The following is a 17608-nucleotide window of genomic DNA, read 5'->3' as shown; positions in this document are numbered from 1 at the left end:
CTGAAGATCGCCAAGGAGCCGATCTCGCTGGAAACCCCGATCGGCGACGAGGAAGACAGCCACCTGGGCGACTTCATCGAGGACAAGAACGCCGTCCTGCCGATCGACGCGGCGATCCAGTCGAACCTGCGGGAAACCACCACCCGCGTGCTGGCCTCGCTGACCCCGCGTGAAGAGCGCGTGCTGCGCATGCGCTTCGGCATCGGCATGAACACCGACCACACGCTGGAAGAAGTCGGCCAGCAGTTTTCGGTGACCCGCGAACGCATCCGCCAGATCGAGGCCAAGGCCCTGCGCAAGCTCAAGCACCCGTCGCGGTCGCGCAAGCTGCGCAGCTTCCTGGACAGCTAGGACACGGCGAGGGCGGCTCTCACGAGCCGCCCTTCTTGTTTGGGCTGATGACCTAGCGCGCCGGCGGCGCCACGATCAGGCCGACGATGCGCCGCACCAGCGGCAGCACCAGCAGCAGGGTGGGAAAGGCTACCAGCCACGACAGGCCCCAGGCCGACATCCAGGTGGCCCCGAGCCCGGGCGACAGGCCCACCGACCGCAAGGTCGAGATGCCCGACACCACGAAGGTCATGATCACCGACAGCACCAGAGGCATGACGACGGCCGCGTAGCGGGCGGGCAGGCGCTGGAACGTGATGATCGAGGGATGAGATTGCATCGAAAGTCTCACTGACGAGGTCCGGCCATTTCGCATCCACCGGAGGAGCTCCGGCTGTCCGGCCGGAACCGGAGGGGATGCGTTGCCTGACGTGAGACGCTTACGGTCGCGGGCGCGACAAGACCTCTCTATCCTCTTTGCGAATAAATCTCAAGTGGGTCGATTGCCGCGCTCCTCGGCGCGTTCCTGCAGCCGGTCGGCCTCGCGGTCCAGGTCGTCGGCCTTGCTCGGCAGGCTGCGGGACAGGGCCTTCAGCTCCTCGTCGGTCACCGTCTGGCCGCGGGCGCGGTTGTCGGCGATCTGCTTGGCGCGGTAGGCCGGATCGCGCAGGCGGGCGGCTTCCTCGCGCATCTGGCGGGCGCCGACGCGCATCTGCTCGGCGCCCCTGGCCATGTCGATGTGGGCCTGCCTGATCGCCACCTCCCTGGTCCGCTCGGCGTTCTTGCGCGCCTCGTCGCTGATGCGGCGGGCTTCGTCGGCCGAGAGCCGCGCCTGTTCGGCGTAGACGCGCGCCTGGGCGCGAGCCTGGGCGGCGGCCGCTTGCGCGGCGGCCTGGATCTCGTCGCGGTGCGCCTCGACCTGGCGGCGGATATCCTCGGCGTTGACGCGGGCGGCCTCGGCCTGGGCGCGGGCCCACCGGGCTTGAGCGCGAACCTGGGCGCGGTCCCAGTTCGCCTGGGCCATGTCATAGGCGTCGGCGGCGTCCGCAGCGGGCGGGGCTGGCGGCGCCGGCGGCGCTGCTGGGGCCGCAGGGGCGGCGGGCGCAGCCTCGGCGGCGGGGGCGGCTTCGGCCGGCGGCGCGGGCGGCAGGGGCGTGCTGGCGATCTTGGCCGGCGGGACCGGCGGCGTGGGCGGCGCGATCTGGCGGGTCACGGCGAAGGCGGCCAGCGGCGCGGCGACCAGCGCCAGGGCGCCGATGCAGAAGGCGACGGTCAGCGGGCGGCGGCGGGCGGGGGCGTCGGTCATGATGCTGGCGATCCTCGATTTCAGGGTCCGGCTGTCGGCGGCCATCGGCAGAGAGGCGACGGGCGCCAGCAGCGGGGCGGGGTGAGCGGCCAGGCGCACCAGGGTGCGGGCGTAAAGGGCGCGGTCGACGAAGCCGAGCGCGGCGGCGTCGGCGGCCTCCTCCGAGCGCTGGCGCAGCACCGCGTGCAGGCGCCAGACCAGCGGGTTGAACCAGAAGATCGCCAGCACGACCCGCGAGATCAGCAGGAAGATCCAGTCGTGACGGCGCAGGTGGGCCAGCTCGTGGGCCATGATCGCCGGGGCGGTATGGCGCTCGGCCAAGGTCGCGGGGTCGATCAGGATGGCGCCTGGCGCGACGCCCCAGCTCAAGGGGCCCGCGACGCGGTCTGAGCAGACGAGGTTGGGGCGGTCGGCCGGCGGCAGGTCGTCGATCGGCGCCAGCCAGGCCGGGCAGGTGACCGGATCGGCCTTGCGGGTCCAGCGGGTCAGGGTCTGGAGCCCCAGGGCCAGCCGGGCGCCGATCAGGGCCGCGCCCAGCAGCCACAGGCCGCCAAGGATCGCGCCGGGCGTGATCCAGGCCGGCGCCGACGCGGCGGGCAGGGATGTCGTCGCGACCAGGGCGCTCGGCAGGGCGACGGGGGCGGCCTCGATCGGCGGCAGCAGGGCCAGCTCGATCGGCGGCAGGGCGTTCATGATCACCGGCAGGGCCAGCAGCAGGCAGACCGTTCCGCGCAGGATGTCGACCCGCTCGACCGGGCGACGGGTCAGGTGACGCGACAGGGCCAGGCCTCCGCCCGCGACCAGGCTGGACTTGACCAGCAGCGAGATCAGCAGCGTCCAGGTCATTGCTTGTCCTCCCCAGCCTTCGTTTCGACGGCCTTGTCGATCATCGCCTCGAGGGCGGCGGCTTCCTGCGGCGTCAGCTTCTGCCCCAGGCCCAGCAGGGCGCTGGCGGCGCTGGCGGCCGAGCCGGCGAAGAAGGTGTCGATCAGCCGGCGCAGCGCGCCCACGGCGACCGTCTCGGTGGCCTGGGCCGGGCGATAGGCGACGCCGTGCGCGCCGGAAGCGCGCTCCACCAGCCCCTTGCTCTCCAGCCGGACCAGCAGGGTGCGGACCGCGGAGTCGCTCAAGGGATCGGCCAGGGCGGCGCGGACCTCGGCGGTCGTGCCGCTTTCCAGGCGGCACAGGGTCTCGAAAACCTCGCGCTCGCGTCGGGGCAGGGCGTCGATCATCGGCGGGCTCCGCTGAATCTGTGTCGCTACATGTGTAGCGCTACATGTGTAGCGAAGAAAGTGAACTCGCTGTAATGCGCCGCGCGCGTGGGAGCGACGGTCTGGCGGCCGCCGCTCCCGCCGGGCCTCAGGCGTGCTCCAGCGTGCGGGCCTGGGGCTGGTGGCTGTCGAGGGCGGCGTTGGGATTGGCCATCTCGGTGACCGCATTGGCGAAGCCCAGATACTCGGCCGCGAAGGCCAGCGGCAGCACCTCGACCAGCCAGGCGTTCTCGATCCAGACCTCGACCACGTGAAAGTGGCCGCCGCGGTCGCAGACAAAGGCGTCCCAGCCCTTGGCGGCGGCGCGGTCCAGCACGTCCTGCACGTCGATCGAGACGCTGAGCGCGAAGTGGGTGGGCGAGCGGCGCGCGGCGCCGTCGGCCTGGCGCTCGAACACCGCGCCGGGCTCGCCGTTCGGAACCATGACGCTGCCGGCCGGATAGATCTCGATGGCCGTGCCCATGCCGTCGGCCTTGAACACCATGAAGCTCCCCGGATTGGGGGGGAAGTCGACGACGACGCCGCCCATGATGTCGGCGAAGAATTGGGCCACGTCTTGAGGGTCGATGGCGCTGACGGACAGATGATGGATCATGATAAACCCCTAATGACTGGGCGCAGCGGGGCTCACGACGCGCGACGACTGTCGCGCGCCCGAGCTTGGGCTCGCCAATTGCTGTTTAAAAAACGACGTTACGCGTCGAGGTCGCGGGGTTTACGGGCGCTGACCTCAAGCCTCAACTTACAAGAGCTTCATGACCTGGAATTAACCTTGAGCGTCGCCGTCCCGCCGCTTGCGACGCGGCGCACAGGTTGATCCAGGACAATGCCCGCGCGGGGCGCCGACGGCTCTACGGCGGTCGTGGAGGCGTCCATGGACTTAGAAGCGTTGGGTGGATGGCCAGGCATCCTGGCTTTCCTGCTTGTTGCGAGTTGTATCGCCTTGATCTTCGGATTGGGGGCGCCAAGGTTCGGATCGTCGAAGACGGCGGGCGCGGCGACGAGCTTGCCGGACCGCGTCGGCCAGAGCTCCGATCGACGGCCCCCCGCCGCCGCCTTGGGCTTTGGCGAAATGGCTCGGGAAAGGCTGGAGCCCCTGCTCGGCAACCTGGTCGATCGCGCTCGCGCGCAGGGTAGCGAGGCGCGGCTCGAGCTTACGGGCGAGGGGCGGGCCTCGACCTACCGCCTGGAGATTCGTCGGCCCGACCACCCGGCCGGCCAGCCGCCGCCCTATATCGCGTTCTCCGCGGGAGAGGACGGGCTGGTGGAGGTGATCTACGGCGGCGTCTACCCGGGGCCGGTCGACCACAACCGGCATGACACTGAAATCGGTTGGCGCACGGTTCGCTGGGACCAGGTCGACCACCTGCTGGCGATCTTCGCGCACAAGGTCTTCGCGCGGTTCGACTAGCCGGTCACGGAGCGCGGATCGGGCCCGCGGACCCTAGAACCCGGCCGCTTTGCGGCGCAGGCCCAGCTCGTCCAGCTGGGCGGATTCGAAAGCGCCCTGCTTCTTGGCGGCCAGCACCTTGGCCTGTTCGGCGACGTGCTCGTACTTCTTGAGGTTCTCGAAGGCCTCGGACAGGGCGTCGCGCGCGCCGATCTCTTCTTCGTGGCACTGGTCGATCTGCAGCAGCATGTCGGCGCGGCGGCGCTTATGGCCTTCGCGATAGCCGATCATGTACCAGCCGGCCGCGGCGTCGCCCTCGGCGCGCTTGGCTTCCGCCTCGGCCTCGGCGTCCAGCATCGCCAGCCGCATCTCGGCGGCCATGCGCCGCTCGACGATCTCGGCGAGCCGCTTTTGCAGGGTCTCGACCTCGTGGGTGGAGATGCGGATCAGAGACGCGGCCCACTTGGTCATCAATACTCACTCTGCAGGATCTGGCCCAGCAAGCCGAAAGAGTCGTCGAGACTGGTTGCCTCTTCCTTATCCTGGCTGAGGAAAGCCTCGATCGCCGGGTTCAGGCGGATGGCGCGGTCGACCACCGGGTCGGCCCCGGCGCGATAGGCGCCGATGCGGATCAGCTCTTCCATGTTCGAATAGGCGGCCATCACCTGACGCGCGCCCTTGACGATGTCGCGCTCGTGCGGGTGCTGGCAGCCGGGCATGGTCCGGCTGATCGACTTCAGGACGTTGATCGCCGGGAAGCGGCCGCGCTCGGCGATGGCCCGCTCCATGACGATGTGGCCGTCCAGGATACCGCGGGTGGCGTCGGCGATCGGCTCGTTGTGGTCGTCGCCGTCGACGAGCACGGTGAAGAGGGCGGTGATCGGGGCGGCGGTGGTGCCGTCGGCGCGGATCGGGCCGGGCCCGGCGCGCTCCAAGAGCTTGGGCAGCTCGGTGAACACGGTCGGCGTATAGCCCTTGGTGGTCGGCGGCTCGCCGGCGGCCAGGCCGATCTCGCGCTGGGCCATGGCGAAGCGGGTCACCGAGTCCATCAGGCACAGGACTTCTTGATCCTGGTCGCGCAGATACTCGCTGACCGCCAGGGTCATGTAGGCGGCCTGGCGGCGGGTCAGGGCCGGTTCGTCCGAGGTGGCGACGACTACGACGGCGCGGCGCAGGCCTTCCTCGCCCAGGGTCTCCTCGACGAACTCGCGCACCTCGCGGCCCCGCTCGCCGATCAGGCCGACCACGACGGCGTCGCAGGTGGCTTCCTTGGCCAGCATCGACAGCAGCACCGACTTGCCGACGCCCGAGCCGGCGAAGATGCCCAGGCGCTGGCCGCGGCAGGTGGTGGTGAAGACGTTCATCGACCGCACGCCCAGGTCCAGGCGCTCGCCCACCCGGCCGCGCGCGTGGGCCGGCGGCGGCGGCGTCTTCAGCGGATAGGGAACCTCGCCCTGGGGCAGCGGGCCCAGGCCGTCGATCGGCTCGCCGAAGGCGTTGATGATGCGGCCCAGCCAGGCCTTGGTCGGGCGGACCACGGCGCCTTCGGGAACGATACGGATCTCCGCGCCCGGGGCCACGCCCTCGACGGGGCCGAAGGGCATCAGGAGGGCGCGGGTCTCGCGGAAGCCGACGACCTCGGCGGGCAGGGCGGTCTGGCCCAGCCGCTCGATCTCGACCCGGGCGCCGACCGCCAGGCGGGTGAGGCCGCCGCGCGCCTCGATCAGCAGGCCGTTCACGGCGGCCACCCGACCATAGACGGTCAGCGGGTCGATACGTTCGACGGCGGCGATGAGACTACGCAAGCTGGACCCCGAAACCCTACGGCGGCGCCGAGCTTGGCCATTGCCTCCGTGTCGCCACAGTCGGCCAACGTGGTTAACCAGGTATGAAATCTAGCGGGGGGCGCGACGTCTTGGGGTGCGACCAATTGGTCCGCGAAAGCGGCGGGTCGCTCTGAGCGCGCCGCGACCGTCCGAAAGGGGCGACAGGCGCGCTTCGAGCGCCGCGTCGCGGCGTCGCAGGCGGCGCGATCGCGGCGGCGAAAGTCTCGCGACAGAACGCCGCAAGAGCCGCTCCGCCAGCCTGTGCTACGAGCTTGGCCGGACGGTTCCTGTAGCGCGGGGACCCCTGTGACGGCCCCCCTTCACGGGCGCGGCGGCCTTGTTCCAGAGCGCCTCGAACGTCCGGGTGCGGCGCCTGCGACCAAAGCGCCAAAGCGTCGGGGGACGGCTTGCACCCGATTCGCAAATCAGATTAACCATTCGACCGACCAGAACATTCACCATTAACCAGTCTTAAATTAACTCTCCGGCAGGATGGCCGAAGGGTTTAACCGGCGGCGTTCCGCCAAGACGTCGAATTACGCCGAGAATGGCGTGGAGGGGCTCATGCGCGTACTGTTGATCGAGGATGACAGCGCGACCGCGCAGACGATCGAACTGATGCTGAAGTCTGAAGGCTTCAACGTCTATACGACCGATCTGGGCGAAGAAGGCGTGGATCTGGGCAAGATCTATGACTACGACCTGATCCTTCTGGACCTGAACCTCCCCGACATGAGCGGCATCGACGTTCTGCGCACCCTGCGGGTCGCGAAGATCAACACGCCGATCATGATCCTGTCGGGCTCGTCGGAGATCGACACCAAGGTCAAAACCTTCGCCGGCGGCGCCGACGACTACATGACCAAGCCCTTCCACAAGGACGAGATGATCGCCCGCATCCACGCGGTCGTCCGTCGTTCGAAGGGGCACGCCCAATCGGTCATCAAGACCGGCGACATCATCGTCAACCTCGACGCCAAGACCGTCGAAGTGAACGGCAACCGCGTGCATCTGACCGGCAAGGAATATCAGATGCTCGAGCTGCTCTCCCTGCGTAAGGGCACGACCCTGACCAAGGAAATGTTCCTGAACCACCTGTACGGCGGCATGGACGAGCCCGAGCTGAAGATCATCGACGTCTTCATCTGCAAGCTGCGCAAGAAGCTGGCCGCTTCGGCCCACGGCAAGCACCACATCGAAACCGTCTGGGGCCGGGGCTACGTCCTGCGCGACCCGAACGAGCAGATCAACGCCGCCTGATAGGGCCGCGATCCGGATCCGCAAGAGCGCCCGCCCGAAACGGCGGGCGTTTTTCTTTTGGGTTCGGCTCAGCTTGCGACTCGTCCGACTGCGTGACAAATCGACCGGTGCGCTGGATAGTCCTTGCCGCTGCGGGCGGGGGCGACCAAGGTCCGGCGCGGGCGCCGGGGGGCTTCCCGGCCGTGTTGCAAGACTTGCGCGGCGTCGACATCGACGGGGGCACGATGCAGGAATTCGATCCGCGACGCGGCGCTACGCGCTGGGCGCCGAGGCTGTTCACCGCCATCGCCGGTCTGGCCGCCCTGGGCCTGGGGCTCAAGCTGACCGCCGATGACGTCAAGGCCCCCGCCGACAAGGCGCCGCTGGATCCCGCCGCCCTGACCGCCCTGCAGCACGTCGCCTTCGCCGGCGCCGAGGCCCAGCCGGGCTTCGAGCGTCCCGAGAACGTCGCGGTCAAGGTCCGTCCGGGCGAGACCCTGCTGGGCGCCGTGCAGCGCGCCGGCGTGACGGCGGAGGACGCCCGCCAGGTCGTCGCGGTGCTGCAAGGCGCGATCGACACCGTCAACATCAAAGCCGGCATGGCCTTCGAGACCGCCATCGCCCAGCGGCGCGACCAGCGCGGTCCGGCGCGCCTGATCGGCCTGTCCATGCGCGCCAGCCCGTCCTCGACCCTGACCGTCTCGCGCACCTTCGACGGCGCCCTGCGCCTGCGCGAGCTGGAGGAGAAGGTCCGCGACGAGAAGAAGGTCGCGTGCGGCGAGATGAACGGCTCGTTCTACGAGAGCGTGGCCAGCGTCGGCGGCACGCCGCAGGTGATCAGCCAGGCGGCCAAGCTGTTCTCGCACAAGATCGACTTCTCGCGCGACATCCAGGAAGGCGACCGCTTCTGCCTGGTGTTCGAGCGCAAGGTCACCGAGAGCGGCCGCACGATCGAGGCCGGCGACCTCGAATACGCCGAGGTCAAGGGCCAGAAGTTCTACGCCTTCGACCGCAAGGATACGGACGGCAAGCCGCAGTTCTTCGACGAGTTGGGCAAGAACATCAAAGGCTTCCTGCTGCGGACGCCGGTCGACGGCGCGCGCATCACCTCGGTGTTCGGGATGCGCCGCCACCCGGTGCTGGGCTACACCCGCGCCCACCAGGGCGTCGACTTCGGGGCCGGTACGGGCACCCCAATCTTGGCGGCCGGCGACGGCGTCGTGCTGGAGGCCAAGCGCTGGGGCGGCTATGGCAACTGGCTGCGCATCCGTCATTCGGGCAACTGGGACACCGGCTACGGCCACATCTCGCGCTACGCCCCGGGCATCCGTCCGGGCGTGAAGGTGCGCCAGGGCCAGGTGGTGGCCTATGTCGGCTCGACCGGCCTCGCGTCGGGCCCGCACCTGCACTACGAGATCTGGCAGCGCGGCCAACGGGTCAATCCGATCGGCGCCAAGGTGCCGCAGGGGACGGTGCTGGCCGGCTCGGAGCTGGCGGCCTTCCGCTCGCAGAAGGCGCAGATCGACCGGATGCTGGCCGACGGCGGCGCGGTGCTGGACACGCCCCGGCTCGCCAACCTCGACCATGGCAAGAGCGAGTAGAATTTGATCTGGCGCTAGGCGCGGCGGCGATCGGCGCGGGAAGCTCGGGCTTAGTCGCTTTCAGGAGCTTTCGACATGGCCCGCGCGCCCAAGCCTCGCAGCAACCCGGCCCTGCGTTTCGCCGCCGTCCGGCGCATCCACACCTATCTTGGCCTGCTGATCGCGCCCAGCGTGCTGCTGTTCGCCCTGACCGGGGCGCTGCAGATCTACAAGCTGCATGAGGCGCACGAGGCCTATGTCCCGCCGCCCGTGATCGAGAAGCTGGGCATGGTGCACAAGGTCCAGGTCTATCGGGCCCACGGCAAGCGACCCGGCCCGCCCGCCGCCGAAGGGGCCAGGCCGGCCGCGCCCACGGCCGCCAAGCCGCCCGAAGCCAAGCCGCCGGAAGCCAAGACCCCGGCAAAGCCCAAGCTGGCCGTGACCCTGCTCAAGGCCTTCTTCCTTCTGGTTTCGATCGCCCTGGCCGCCGCCACCGTGCTGGGCGCCTGGATGGCGCTCGCCTACGGGCGCGAGAAGACGCTCTCCTGGATCCTGCTGGGGGCCGGGACCGTGATCCCGGCCGTGCTGATCATCCTGTCGGCGCCCTGAACGTCAGTCGACGCCCGCCACGGCCAGCAGGGCGGCCAGGCCCACCTGCATGCCCTTCAGCGCCGGGGCCTTCTCCACGTCGATCCACTCGTCGAGGGCGTGGGCGCGGCCGCCCTTGATACCCGCTCCGATCGTCAGGGCGGGGATACCCAGGCTCATCGGGACATTGGCGTCGGTCGAGCTGGCGTCCATCGACGGCTTGTAGCCCAGCGTCGTAATCGCCGCCCGCGTCAGGAGCCAGATGTCGGTTGTCTCGGGGGTGGCGCCGGCCGGCCGTTCGCCGATCACCTTCGCCGCATAGGTCACCGCCCCGGCCCGGGTCGAGCGGGCGGCGTTCTCGCTGGCGACCGCCTTGTCGAGAAGGCCGATGAACGTCTGGTCCAGCTTGGCCAGTTCGGCCGCGCTTTCCGAGCGCATGTCGAACTCCATGAAGACGTCGTGCGGGATCGAGTTCACCGAGGTGCCGCCGCCGGTGACGCTGGCCGAATAGGTGGTCTTGGGATCCTTCGGCGGCTGGATGGCGTAGAGGTCGGTGACCGCCTTGGCCATGGCGACCATCGGATTGACGATGCCGAACGCGCCGTAGCTGTGACCACCGGGACCGGTGAAGGTCACCCGATAACGCTTGGAGCCGGTGCCGCGATCGACCACCTGCTCGGGCGCGCCGCCGTCCATCGAGAAGAAGGCGCTGATCCGGCCCTTGTACGGACCCTTGTTGAACAGGAACCGCGTGCCGCGCAGGTCGCCCGGCCCTTCCTCGCCGACATTGCCGACGAACAGGATGTCGGCCTTGGTCTTGATCCCGGCCGCGTCCATCGCGCGGACATAGGCCAGCAGCGTGGAGAGCGCACGGGTGTCGTCGCCGATACCCGGCGCCATCAGCCTGGTCCCCTCGCGCTTGACCTTCACGTCCGTGCCTTCGGGGAAGACGGTGTCCAGGTGGGCGGCGATGACCACGAACGGGCCCTTGCCCTTGGTGACGGTTCCCGGCCGCACCCCCATGACATTGCCCTCGGCGTCCATCTCGACGTTGGTGAGGCCGTGGGCCTTCAGCATCTCGAGATAGGCCTTGGCCCGCTGCTCCTCCTTGAAGGGCGGGGCGGGAATTTCGGTCAGGGTGATGATGTCGGCGACCGTGCGGTCGTAGTCGGCGTCCAGCTTGGCCACCGCCTTCTGGAAGGCCGGCGAGGCGACGATCTTGCCGACCGTCTTGGCCGGATCGGCCTTGGGCGCGGCGAAGGCCGGCGCGGCCGTCAGGGCCAAGGCCAGGGCGACGACGGAAGTAGTGTGGCGAAGGGTCATGGCGGCGTCCTGAACGAATCCCGGACCTAACCCCTATCCGATTTCCCCGGCGAATGCCGGGGCCCAGATTCATCTCGAACGATTGGGGCGCGTGCGCCTAAGCCCTGTGCGAACTTAGCTCACACCGTGGGTTCGATCTGGGCCCCGGCATTCGCCGGGGAGGTCGGAATTCAGACCGTCAGCACCGCCGGACCGCCCATCCAGGGATCGCTGATCGAGTCCCTGCCGGTCTCGATGCGGCCTGACACCCGCCGCAGCCACGCGGGAGCGCCGTCGAGGCGGGCGGTGACGTCGTACCAGCCCTGGCGGGTCGGCAGGGTGGTCGAGCGGGTCTCGCCCGGCGCCAGGGCCACGTGCAGGCGCGCGCCGTCCATCACGTCCACGATCAGGGCCCGGGGCTCGCGGCCGTTATTGACCGCGCTGACCCGCAGGGCGTCGCCCTCGGCGCGGGCGCTGACCTCGACGCCTTCGCTTGTCCCCGCGAAGCGCCGGTGGAAGCCGTTCGGGCCCAGCACCCACAGGTCGTAGGCGCCGGCCGGCCAGGCGTCCTCAAGGCTCGCGCCCGGGGCCAGGGTGTAGCGGCGCGGAACCGTCTCGAGCCGCAGCTTGTCATAGACGTGCAGCACGGCCGCCTGCTGGCCGGTGTTGGCGAGCTTCAGCCGCGCGGCGCCGTCGCGGACCTCGGCGTCGACGCTGAGGGCGTAGGGCAGGGCGCGCGAGGGCCGGGTCCCCTTGGCCTGGACGGGGGCCACGACCGCGGTCGGCGTCGGCGGCTTGGTGCGGCCGAGGGCGTTGGCGCGCTTGGCGGCCTCGGCCGTGGCGGGCAGGGGCGCGAACGGCCGGGCGTTCGGCGTCTTGAAGTCGAAGCAGGTCGTCAGGTCGCCGCAGACCGCGCGCCGCCACGGGGCGATGTTGGGCTCGGCGACGCCAAAGCGCGCTTCGAGGAAGCGGATCACCGACGTGTGGTCGAACACCTGGCTGTTGACCCAGCCGCCCCGGCTCCAGGGCGAGATCACATACAGCGGCACGCGCGGACCCAGGCCATAGGGCCGGCCCATCAGGTCGTCGCGTTCTGACTTGGCCTCGGTCGGGTTACGCACAACGTGGCGCATGCCGGTCTCGTCGACCGTCGTCCCGCCCAGCAGCTTGCCGTCCGGACCCAGCGAGGCGGGCGAGGGCGGCGGCATGTGGTCGAAGAAGCCGTCGTTCTCGTCGAACATCACCAGGAACACGGTCCGCGCCCAGACCTTGGGATCGGCGGTCAGGGCGTCGATCACCCGGGCGGTGTAGTCCGCGCCCTGGGCCGGGCTGGAGGGGTTCGGGTGCTCGCTGTCGGCGGCCGGGGCGATGATCCACGACACCTGCGGCAGGCGGCCGTTGACGACGTCCTCGCGCAGCTTGTCCAGGTGCCAGGTCGACAGGCCCAGTGTCTTCAGAGTCTGGTCCGAGCCCGGCAGGTCCTTGTAGGCGTCGCGATAGGCCTTGAACCCCGCCAGGGGGTTGTCGGTGAAGTTGTCGGCCATGTCCTGGTAGATGCGCCAGGAGACGCCGGCCGTCTGCAGCCGCTCGGGATAGGTGGTCCAGCGGTACGACTCCTTGGCCCCGCCCTTGTCGGCGAAGTTGTCGTGGCTGTTCGAGATCGACGGACCGCCGGCCTTGCCCGCCGGGTCGTTGGTCCCGGTCCACAGGAACAGGCGGTTGGTGTTGGTCCCGGTCTGGGTCGCGCAATGATAGGCGTCGCAGAGGGTGAAGGCGTCGGCCAGGGCGTACTGGAACGGGATGTCCGCGCGCTGGAAATAGCCCATCGACCAGGGGTGCTTGGCGTCCGGCCAGCGGTCCATGCGGCCCTGGTCCCAGGCGTCCTGGGCGTCGGTCCAGCTGTGCGGCGTGCCCTCGACCCGCATGTGGGCGAAGGTCTGGGCGCTGTTCAGCGGGAACGGCGCCAGCAGCTTGTCCTTGTCATAGGCCTGGACGAACACCGAGGCGTCCTTGCGGCCCGCCGCGTCGCGCACCGGGACCGGGAAGCGGTCGCCAAAGCCCCGCACCCCGTTCAGCGTCCCGAAATAGTGGTCGAAGCCCCGGTTCTCCTGCATCAGGATCACCACGTGCTCGACGTCCTGGATCGTGCCGCTGCGAACGTCGGCGTCGATGGCCGCCGCGCGCGCGAGGGCCGGCGGCAGGGTCAGGGCGCCGATGGCGGCCAAGAGGCCGCGGCGGTCGATCTGGGGCATGGCGGGACTCCGGTGAACGGGACCGGAGATAGCATGAGATATTTTTCAGTCCTGTGACAACTGGACTAGACCAGTTTCACTCGAACACGATCACCGAACGCGCCAGCTCGCCGCGCTTCAGCTCGTCGAAGGCCGAGTTGACGTCGTCCAGCTTGATCCGGCGCGAGATCAGCTCGTCCAGCTTCAGCTTGCCCGACATGTAGAAGTCCACCAGCCGCGGCATGTCGACCGGGAAGCGGTTGGAGCCCATATAGCTGCCCTGGATGCGTCGCTCGCCCAGGAAGTCGGGGCCGTGCAGCTCGATCTTGGTGCCGACCGGGATCATGCCGATGATGTTGGCCGTGCCGCCGCGCCTCAGCATCTTGAACGAGGCTTCGGCGGTGGCTTTCAGGCCGATGGCCTCGAAGCTGTGCTGCACGCCGCCGCCGGTCAGCTCGATCACCGCCTTGGCGATGTCGTCGACCTGCGAGCCGTCGATCACGTCCGTCGCGCCGAAGGTCTTGGCCAGCTCCAGCTTGGCCGGCACGCGGTCGATGGCGATGATCCGCCCCGCGCCGGCGATCGCCGCGCCGTTGATGGTGGCCAGGCCCACGCCGCCGCAGCCGATCACCGCCACGGTCTCGCCGGCCCGGACGCTGGAAGTCTGGATCACCGCCCCGACGCCCGTCGTCACGGCGCAGCCGATCAGGGCGGCGCGGTCGAACGGCATGTCCTTGCGCACGGCCACGCAGGCGTGCTCGTGGACCAGCATCATCTCGGCGAAGGACGACAGGTTCAGGAACTGGGCCATCGGACCGGTTCCGCCGTTCATGTCTTCCTTGAACAGGCGCGGCGCCTCGCTCTTTCCGCGACGGGTCTCGGGGCTGATGCACAGGTTCATGTGCCCGGTCAGGCAGACCTCGCAGTGGCCGCAATAGGGGTTGAGGCAGGTGATGACGTGGTCGCCGACCTTGACCGTCCGCACCTCCGAACCGACCGCCTCGACGATCCCGGCGCTCTCGTGGCCCAGCACGGCGGGCAGGGGGTGAGGATAGGAGCCCTCGATGAAGTGCAGATCCGAGTGGCAGACGCCGGCGGCCTTGGTGCGGATCAGCACCTCGCGCGGGCCGGGCTTGCCGATGGCCACGGTCTCGATCTCGAGGGGCTTGCCCACCTCGCGCAGAACTGCGGCCTTCATGCTCGTCTCCCTTTTTGTTTGGGCGGAGACTAGCGTCCCGCTCGGGGCGAGCGGAAGAGGCCTTTCGAACAAATGTTTGGGCGCCTACTCGTCGCGGAGTTCGAGCGCTGTGTAGGGCCGCTGCTGGCGCTCGATGCGGATCAGGTCCAGCACGCCGATCACCTGCTTCGACCGCCACGTGCTCATCATGTAGCCGACAGGCGCGGCGGTCAGGGTGAGGGCGATCCACAAGGTGATGTTCTGGTGCGCCTTCACGAAGCTCATCAGGTCCGCGCCGGCCAGTTCGGCCACCAGGGCGAGGATCGAGAGAGGGACGGTCAGGTAGGCCACGATGACGACCCGCAGCAGCTGGTCCTGCCGGCGCGCGTTCAGGGCCGCCAGCGCCGTCAGGCCGTCGAACAGCGCGTCGCTGACTCCGTCGAGCAGCGCGAAGGCCTTCAGGGTCGTCGGGTTGCGTCGAAACCCGCTGAGGAAGTCCAGGCCCAGATAGCCCCAGGCGCCGGGCGTGACGAAGCTCTCGGGGATCAGGGCCCAGGTCGGAAACAGGCGGTGCAGCGAACGCCAGAGCCGCCAAAGCTCCGCGGGCTCGGTCCCGCTACGCTCAACTGTCTCGCCCACGATACGCAACCCCCGCTCCGACTCCGGCGAGCAGGGTGTTCGATGCGACGGAAGGTGGCAAGCCGGCGCGCGGCTCGCGCGGGCGTTTAGGCCGCCAGGGCGATCGGGCGCTCGGGCAGGATGCGGCTGACGGCCAGCAGGACCGTCATCTGGCCCTCGGTGCTGGTGATCACCGCCGAGACCAGCGGCGAGTCCTCGACGTCGCCCAGCGACGGCGGCGGATTGATCGCGTCGGCTTCGACGGTGAAGCTGTCGCAGACGGCGTCGACCAGCAGGCCGGCGACGTCGGTCTGGTTCTCGACGACGATGATCACCTGGCGCGGACCGTCCTGCGCCGCGCCCTTGCCCAGGCGTTGCGACAGGTCGATGACCGGCATCACCTGGCCGCGCAGGTTGATCACGCCGCGCACGAACGGCGGCGCGTCGGGCAGCGGGGTCGGCGGGGTGACGCCGCGGATCTCGCGGACGGCGCTGACGGGCACGCAATAGGTCTGGGCGCCCACCTCGAACGACAGGACCTGCAGGGCCTGGCCTTGGGCGTAGGACACGGTGTTGGTCATGGCGGCCTCCGGGGAGCGCGAATTCGTCAGCGGCACGTTCTGGGAAAAAGATGAACAAACCGGTTCCAGCCAACCTTGCAAATTCGTTCAGGCGCCGTTCAGGCGGCGAGGCCGATCGTCCTTCTGACGCTTCGGCGCGGTGCGCCGCGCCGGAAGCGGGAGAGGTCAGGGAGGCCGTCATGGTCCGCAAAATCGTCAACACGCTCGGCCGGGTCGGAGCCGGTGTCGCGGCCCTGTCGCTGGTCGCCGCCGCGACCACGGCTTCGGCCGATCCGCGCTATTATCACCGCTATCACAAGAGCAAGGGCGACGACGTCGCCGTGGCCGCCATCGCCGCCGGCGTGCTGGGCCTGGCGGTCGGCGCGGCCTTGTCCGACAACGATCGGCGCGATCGCTACGACGATCGTTACTATGGCCGCCGCGCCTATGCGCCGCCGTCCCCGCCCCCGCCGCGCGCCTACGGGTATGGCTATGGCTACGCCCCGCGCCCCTACTACGGCGACCGCGAATGCTGGACCACGCGCGAGTACGATCGCTGGAGCGGCAGCTACTACGAACGAACCGTGTGCCGCTGAGACACACGGACGATCGGGTCGTCGTTGTGAGCCGACGATCCGCCTTGAAGCCCCAGGATCAACCGGTCCTGGGGCTTTTTGTCGCGCTTAAGCTTCGGGAGACTCGACTCCGCGCCGGAATGAGAACAAAAAAGGAACATTACTCCCCAGCCGCAGGAGAGCTTCCATGTCGCCGATCGCTCCGTCGTCCCTGTCGCAAAGCCCGTTCGGCGCCGGCCTGCGCCTGACCGAAGATCGCCTCGATATCGCCGAGGCGGTGCTGGCCGGCGCCTGGCGCACCCTGCGAGCCGCCGGCTTCGGCGAGGCCGAGGTGCAGGCCCTGTTCGACCAGATCGCCGACCGGCCGGAGGACCTGGCGCGGCGCCTGCGGCGGATGGCCAACGCGGTTTGAGTTAGCCTAGTCGCTGCAGCAGCGCCTGCAGGATTTCCGCGCGCTGGACGGTGTCGACCGAAATCCGGCCCGTCAGTTCGCGGATGCCAGCGGGATAGGCCTCGCCGCCGTCGGCGATGGTGCGGGCCTGCTCGGCGAGGCGACGCATGTCGCGCTCCAGCCGCTCCACCTCCTCGCGGGCCAGCATGCGCGCTTCGGCCTGGAGGCGCTGGACCCGCTCGGCGGTGGATTCGGGGCCGCGCCCGAGGTCGTAGATTTCAGCCACGCCCGAGACGGGCGGCACGATTTTCAGCGGCTTGCCGGCCATGGATAAGGGGCTCCTGGAGACGGGCCGATCGCGTCGACCCTCCTCCTTACAAAGCCTGACCATGGACCGCGTTCCCACGCGGCGCGCCGAAGCGCTGCAGCGTGGCGCGCCGGCCACGCTGCGGCGCCGACCTTACTCGGCGTCCTGGACGCGGGTCGTCGGACGGTCGTCGCCGGACGAGACCTCCTGGTGCCAGACGGCCTGCTTGTCCTCGTAGACGATGCCTTCGGTCTCACCGGGCAGGCGCTGCTCGCCGGCCGCGCGCTGGGCCGCCTTCAGCGCCGCGTCATGGCTGGGGAAGGTCTCGGAGAAGGTGTCGCCCACCTTGTAGGCCCAGCCGCCGTCATGCTCGACGATGGTGTAGGTGACTTCGGTCATGGGGCGTCTCCGTGAAGCTTGGACGTCGAAACGGCCCGCCACCCTGGGCGGTTCCGATGGCGCTGTCTTGTCGGAAAGGGGCGTGGTGATGGTCACGCCAAGCGGGAGTGCGATTGCTGGCGCGATCTGTGGTGGATTACTCTCGAAGGAGTCGACAATGGCGAGATCGACCGCAGCCGTCGGCCCCAGAGACTGGCTGCCCAATCCGACGCCGGCCGATATCCTGCTGGAAGACTTCCTCAAGCCGATCGGCATGAGCCAGACGGCTCTGGCCAAGGCCATCGGCTTGCCGCCCCGCCGGATCAACGAGATTGTGCGCGGCAAGCGCGCCGTGAGCGCTGACATTGACCTAAGGCTTGGGCGCTATTGGCGGCTGTCGGACGGGTTCTGGCTCGGCCTCCAGAACAGCTACGACTTGATGGAGTAGCGTCGGAAGATGGGCGCGGAGCTGGAGAAAATCACGCCGCGGGCAGTGTAGGGTTATCTAAGCGGGATGGATCGAATGCAGCAGGGCGGTT

21 protein-coding genes are annotated in these 17608 nt (G+C 69.2%); 8 read left to right on the top strand and 13 right to left on the bottom strand.

Annotated features, from left to right (window positions below):
* Positions 1-351 (top strand): sigma-70 family RNA polymerase sigma factor (locus DI526_RS20120; RefSeq protein ID WP_304281743.1); only part of this gene is annotated, 351 nt, incomplete at its 5' end.
* A 52-nt stretch (positions 352-403) separates the two neighbouring features.
* Here the strand turns inward: DI526_RS20120 and DI526_RS20115 are convergent.
* From DI526_RS20115 to DI526_RS20100, 4 genes are all read right to left on the bottom strand, one after another.
* The gene (locus DI526_RS20115; protein WP_304281740.1) at positions 404-670 is read right to left on the bottom strand and encodes a DUF2798 domain-containing protein; all 267 of its coding nucleotides are present in this window, start codon (positions 668-670) and stop codon (positions 404-406) included.
* A 150-nt stretch (positions 671-820) separates the two neighbouring features.
* Positions 821-2482, bottom strand: coding sequence for a M56 family metallopeptidase (locus DI526_RS20110; protein ID WP_304281737.1), 1662 nt, complete (start codon positions 2480-2482; stop codon positions 821-823).
* Positions 2479-2868 (bottom strand): BlaI/MecI/CopY family transcriptional regulator, encoded by a 390-nt coding sequence (locus DI526_RS20105; protein ID WP_304281734.1) that lies wholly within the window; start codon positions 2866-2868, stop codon positions 2479-2481. Before DI526_RS20105 ends, DI526_RS20110 begins: the two co-directional genes overlap by 4 nt.
* 127 nt (positions 2869-2995) lie before the next feature.
* Entirely contained in the window at positions 2996-3502 is a 507-nt protein-coding gene (locus DI526_RS20100; RefSeq protein ID WP_304281731.1) for a VOC family protein, read from the bottom strand.
* Positions 3503-3781: 279 nt separating this feature from the next.
* Between DI526_RS20100 and DI526_RS20095 the strand changes: the two genes are divergently transcribed.
* On the top strand, positions 3782-4318 hold the full coding sequence (locus DI526_RS20095; protein ID WP_304281728.1) for a hypothetical protein: 537 nt from the start codon (positions 3782-3784) through the stop codon (positions 4316-4318).
* A gap of 33 nt (positions 4319-4351) precedes the next feature.
* On the opposite strand, the gene DI526_RS20090 is transcribed toward DI526_RS20095, so the two are convergent.
* Both DI526_RS20090 and fliI read right to left on the bottom strand, forming a co-directional pair.
* Positions 4352-4768, bottom strand: a complete 417-nt coding sequence (locus DI526_RS20090; RefSeq protein ID WP_304281725.1) for a flagellar export protein FliJ — start codon at positions 4766-4768, stop codon at positions 4352-4354.
* Positions 4768-6102: a flagellar protein export ATPase FliI gene (fliI, locus tag DI526_RS20085; protein WP_304281723.1), complete on the bottom strand. Its 1335-nt coding sequence runs from the start codon at positions 6100-6102 to the stop codon at positions 4768-4770. The genes DI526_RS20090 and fliI overlap by 1 nt, the downstream gene beginning before the upstream one ends.
* A gap of 585 nt (positions 6103-6687) precedes the next feature.
* Between fliI and ctrA the strand changes: the two genes are divergently transcribed.
* The 3 genes from ctrA to DI526_RS20070 all read left to right on the top strand — a co-directional run bounded on the left by ctrA (position 6688) and on the right by DI526_RS20070 (position 9551).
* Positions 6688-7383 carry a response regulator transcription factor CtrA gene (gene ctrA / locus DI526_RS20080; protein ID WP_304281720.1) on the top strand — a complete coding sequence of 232 codons (696 nt, stop codon included), beginning with the start codon at positions 6688-6690 and terminating at the stop codon, positions 7381-7383.
* Positions 7384-7607: 224 nt separating this feature from the next.
* Positions 7608-8963, top strand: coding sequence for a peptidoglycan DD-metalloendopeptidase family protein (locus tag DI526_RS20075; protein WP_304281746.1), 1356 nt, complete (start codon positions 7608-7610; stop codon positions 8961-8963).
* 75 nt (positions 8964-9038) lie between these two features.
* The gene (locus DI526_RS20070) at positions 9039-9551 is read left to right on the top strand and encodes a hypothetical protein (protein ID WP_304281717.1); all 513 of its coding nucleotides are present in this window, start codon (positions 9039-9041) and stop codon (positions 9549-9551) included.
* A gap of 3 nt (positions 9552-9554) precedes the next feature.
* Here the strand turns inward: DI526_RS20070 and DI526_RS20065 are convergent, their stop codons facing one another.
* From DI526_RS20065 to DI526_RS20045, 5 genes are all read right to left on the bottom strand, one after another.
* The gene (locus DI526_RS20065) at positions 9555-10853 is read right to left on the bottom strand and encodes a M20/M25/M40 family metallo-hydrolase (RefSeq protein ID WP_304281715.1); all 1299 of its coding nucleotides are present in this window, start codon (positions 10851-10853) and stop codon (positions 9555-9557) included.
* 170 nt (positions 10854-11023) lie between these two features.
* Positions 11024-13084: a phosphocholine-specific phospholipase C gene (locus tag DI526_RS20060; protein WP_304281713.1), complete on the bottom strand. Its 2061-nt coding sequence runs from the start codon at positions 13082-13084 to the stop codon at positions 11024-11026.
* A gap of 76 nt (positions 13085-13160) precedes the next feature.
* Positions 13161-14261 (bottom strand): Zn-dependent alcohol dehydrogenase, encoded by a 1101-nt coding sequence (locus DI526_RS20055; RefSeq protein WP_304281710.1) that lies wholly within the window; start codon positions 14259-14261, stop codon positions 13161-13163.
* 84 nt (positions 14262-14345) lie between these two features.
* Entirely contained in the window at positions 14346-14879 is a 534-nt protein-coding gene (locus DI526_RS20050) for a hypothetical protein (RefSeq protein ID WP_304281707.1), read from the bottom strand.
* An 86-nt stretch (positions 14880-14965) separates the two neighbouring features.
* Complete coding sequence (locus tag DI526_RS20045) at positions 14966-15439, bottom strand: chemotaxis protein CheW (protein ID WP_304281702.1); 474 nt, start codon at positions 15437-15439, stop codon at positions 14966-14968.
* A 179-nt stretch (positions 15440-15618) separates the two neighbouring features.
* Here DI526_RS20045 and DI526_RS20040 point away from each other — a divergent pair, with 179 nt between their 5' ends.
* Positions 15619-16014: a hypothetical protein gene (locus DI526_RS20040; RefSeq protein WP_304281699.1), complete on the top strand. Its 396-nt coding sequence runs from the start codon at positions 15619-15621 to the stop codon at positions 16012-16014.
* Positions 16015-16180: 166 nt separating this feature from the next.
* Positions 16181-16405: a hypothetical protein gene (locus tag DI526_RS20035; RefSeq protein ID WP_304281696.1), complete on the top strand. Its 225-nt coding sequence runs from the start codon at positions 16181-16183 to the stop codon at positions 16403-16405.
* A 1-nt stretch (position 16406) separates the two neighbouring features.
* Here the strand turns inward: DI526_RS20035 and DI526_RS20030 are convergent, their stop codons facing one another.
* Both DI526_RS20030 and DI526_RS20025 read right to left on the bottom strand, forming a co-directional pair.
* Positions 16407-16712 carry a hypothetical protein gene (locus DI526_RS20030; protein ID WP_304281693.1) on the bottom strand — a complete coding sequence of 102 codons (306 nt, stop codon included), beginning with the start codon at positions 16710-16712 and terminating at the stop codon, positions 16407-16409.
* A 132-nt stretch (positions 16713-16844) separates the two neighbouring features.
* Complete coding sequence (locus tag DI526_RS20025; RefSeq protein ID WP_304281691.1) at positions 16845-17090, bottom strand: DUF2188 domain-containing protein; 246 nt, start codon at positions 17088-17090, stop codon at positions 16845-16847.
* A gap of 157 nt (positions 17091-17247) precedes the next feature.
* Between DI526_RS20025 and DI526_RS20020 the strand changes: the two genes are divergently transcribed.
* Positions 17248-17517 carry a HigA family addiction module antitoxin gene (locus DI526_RS20020; RefSeq protein ID WP_304281688.1) on the top strand — a complete coding sequence of 90 codons (270 nt, stop codon included), beginning with the start codon at positions 17248-17250 and terminating at the stop codon, positions 17515-17517.
* Positions 17518-17608 lie beyond the last annotated feature (91 nt).

Origin of the sequence: Caulobacter segnis (genome assembly GCF_003243465.1) — a bacterium.
Taxonomy (GTDB): Bacteria; Pseudomonadota; Alphaproteobacteria; order Caulobacterales; family Caulobacteraceae; genus Caulobacter; species Caulobacter segnis_A.
This window is presented reverse-complemented; position numbering and strand designations above follow the sequence as displayed.